The 2,604-nt window shown below is 61.7% G+C and carries 5 protein-coding genes; 4 read left to right on the top strand and 1 reads right to left on the bottom strand.

Going from position 1 to position 2,604, the window contains the following annotated elements:
* From AB4Z11_RS29015 to AB4Z11_RS29005, 3 genes are all read left to right on the top strand, one after another.
* Nucleotides 1–187, top strand: a 187-nt coding sequence (locus AB4Z11_RS29015; protein ID WP_442029290.1) for a hypothetical protein, incomplete at its 5' end; no start/stop codon positions are given.
* 80 nt (nucleotides 188–267) lie between these two features.
* On the top strand, nucleotides 268–567 hold the full coding sequence (locus tag AB4Z11_RS29010) for an antibiotic biosynthesis monooxygenase family protein (protein WP_442029289.1): 300 nt from the start codon (nucleotides 268–270) through the stop codon (nucleotides 565–567).
* Nucleotides 568–627: 60 nt separating this feature from the next.
* Nucleotides 628–927 carry a hypothetical protein gene (locus AB4Z11_RS29005; RefSeq protein WP_442029288.1) on the top strand — a complete coding sequence of 100 codons (300 nt, stop codon included), beginning with the start codon at nucleotides 628–630 and terminating at the stop codon, nucleotides 925–927.
* Between the two features lie 4 nt (nucleotides 928–931).
* On the opposite strand, the gene AB4Z11_RS29000 is transcribed toward AB4Z11_RS29005, so the two are convergent.
* Nucleotides 932–1,258, bottom strand: a complete 327-nt coding sequence (locus AB4Z11_RS29000) for a DMT family transporter (RefSeq protein ID WP_442029287.1) — start codon at nucleotides 1,256–1,258, stop codon at nucleotides 932–934.
* 205 nt (nucleotides 1,259–1,463) lie between these two features.
* Between AB4Z11_RS29000 and AB4Z11_RS28995 the strand changes: the two genes are divergently transcribed.
* The gene (locus tag AB4Z11_RS28995) at nucleotides 1,464–2,450 is read left to right on the top strand and encodes an SLAC1 anion channel family protein (protein ID WP_442029286.1); all 987 of its coding nucleotides are present in this window, start codon (nucleotides 1,464–1,466) and stop codon (nucleotides 2,448–2,450) included.
* The last annotated feature ends 154 nt before the right edge of the window (nucleotides 2,451–2,604 follow it).

The following is a 2,604-nucleotide window of genomic DNA, read 5'->3' as shown; positions in this document are numbered from 1 at the left end:
CACCCTGCCCGGCTACACCACTGTCGATGCCATGGCCTACTACCGCACCGCACGCTACGACATCCAGCTCAATCTGACCAACCTGCTCGACCGCAGCTACATCGTCGCCGGCCATGGCTCCAGCAAATTCCTCAACATCCCCGGCGCGCCGCGTGCAGTCCAGTTCACGGCCCGCTATCGGTTCTAAGCGGGCATTCTCGCCGTGGCTCTCAGCGCCACGGCGAGACTTCGTGCAAAATAGAACTTTTGACACGCGACGGAACCAACATGATTACTGAAATCGCCGAACTGACCATCAAGAGTGACTCGCACGAAGCTTTTCTGACTGCGGTAAAAGAAGCGGTGCCACTGTTCCAGCGGGCGAAAGGCTGCAAGGCGATGAAGCTGGAACGGGTGATGGAGCGTCCAGACACCTACCTGCTGGTGATCAGCTGGGAGACGCTGGAAAACCACACCGTCGACTTCCGCGGCAGCGATGATTTCCAGGCCTGGCGTGCGCTGGTGGGTCCCTACTTCGCCGGGACGCCGGTCGTTGAGCATACGGCAACCGCGCTGACCGGCTTCTGAGGGAGCCGCGCGCCGGGAACCCGGCCTTTGCAGCACAATGTCTGCAAAGGAGACGAGATCATGCCCGACACCATCTATCGCAATTTCAAACAAGTGGCCGACGCTGAAGGCGCGCGTTCGGCCCTGCTGGACGCGGGCTTCCATGGCTCCGCCGTGCAACTGAACCTGCACGACGCGCGTCCGCTGGACACCACCCAAAGCGCGGTGCAAAACATCATGGATTCGCTGACGCCGGACGACGTCGACAACACCGACAAGCCCGACCGCCCCGCTGCCCTGCTGGCGGTGGACGTGGACAACGATATCCAGCGCGAACAGGCCAACACCATCATGCTGCGCTTCGGCGGCGTAGAAGCCTGAGCACTCAGGCGCCCTCGCCCGACACTATCCGCAGTCCGATCACGCCACAGATAATCACACCGATACAGGCCAGGCGCGCGGGCGATCCCGAATCGCCCAGGAACAGCACGCCCACAATGGCCGTGCCCACCGCGCCAATGCCCGTCCACACCGCGTACGCCGTGCCGACGGGCAGCGTACGCAGCGCCATCGACAGCAAGTAAATACTCACAATGCCCGTCACCGCAGTGAACACGGCGGGCAGCGGCCGGGTGAATCCGGCCGACCATTTCATGCCGAAAGCAAAGGCAATCTCCAGCAGCCCGGCAACCGTTAATAAAATCCAGGACATAGCGTTCCCATCCCAAAAAAGCGCGATTTTCCCCGCTATCCGGTCAACTTGGCCGCCAGATCCAGCGTAAATCCCGCCAAGGCTGGCATTGCGCCGGATTTGGCCGAAAGTGACGGTCTGCGCCGCTTTCGGTCAGATGGAGGCTGGCTGATAATGAACTCAACGCCGATTTCGGCCAATAACGAACATCCCGGAGCTCAATATCATGTCAACTGCAAACCTCAGCGCCACCGCCGCCGCCAGCGGCAGCTCGGTGAAAAACCTTCCCGTCAACCTGTTCGCCGCCGTCATGGGCCTGGCCGGCCTGACGCTGGCCTGGCGCGCCGCCACTGGCGTATTTGGCGTTAGCGAAGCTATCGCCCAGGGCATCAGCGTTGTCACCGTGCTGGCCTTTATCGCCATGGCGCTTGGCTATCTCGCCAAATGGGGCAAATACACGCAAGCCGTACGCGATGAGTTCAACCATCCCATCGCCAGTAACTTTTTCGGCAGCATGACCATTGCCGTCCTGCTGCTGTCGGCCGTGATTGCTCCCTGGAGCGAATCGCTGCAGCAATTCGTGTGGAGCGTCGGCGCCATCGCTACGCTGGTGCTCAGCTATATCGTGGTGTCGCGTGTGATGAGCGGTAAAGTGGCCGCTGCCAATGTGGTGCCGGCCTGGCTGATCCCCGGCGTGGCTTCGCTCGACATTGTGGTCACCGGCGCCACCATGCCCATGCCCTGGGCACCCCAGCTCAACCTGATCGCCCTGGCCATCGGCACCATCGTGGCTGTGGTCTTCTTCGTCATGATCTTCAGCCGCCTGGTGCACGGCGATCCGCTGCCGGCCGGTATGATTCCGTCGCTGCTGGTGATGATGGCTCCCTTCGAAGTCGGCTTCCTCGCCTATACCAACTTTACTCATCAGGTAGACGTGTTCTCCGCCCTGCTGTTCTGGTTCGGCCTGTTCATGACCCTGGTGGTCGGTGCCCGCGTGTTCCGCCCTTCGGTGCCGTTCGCTCCGACCTGGTGGGGTATCAGTTTCCCACTTGCCGCCCTCTCCAATGCCGCTCTGAAGTATGCTWCCGTTAACGGCACGATGCCGCTGATGCTGCTGGCTGGCCTCATCCTGGCCTTCCTGACCGTCGCCATTGCCGTGCTGTTCGTGYGGACCCTRTACTCGCTGTTCTCGGGCAAGCTGCTGTCCGCCTGATTGGAGTCTGAAATGCGTATCTCCGTTCTCGTTTTCCCCGGCGTCCAGATGCTGGACGTCACCGGTCCCCTCGATGTGTTCAGCGAAGGGAACCGCCAGTCCGGCCAGCCGGACGCCTATCAGCTCGACCTGGTTGGGCTGGACGATGGACCGG

Source organism: Pseudoduganella sp. RAF53_2, from assembly GCF_052113985.1.
Lineage (GTDB): Bacteria > Pseudomonadota > Gammaproteobacteria > Burkholderiales > Burkholderiaceae_D > Rugamonas.
The sequence above is the reverse complement of the archived record's forward strand: the minus strand, read 5'-3'. Positions and strand labels throughout refer to the sequence as shown.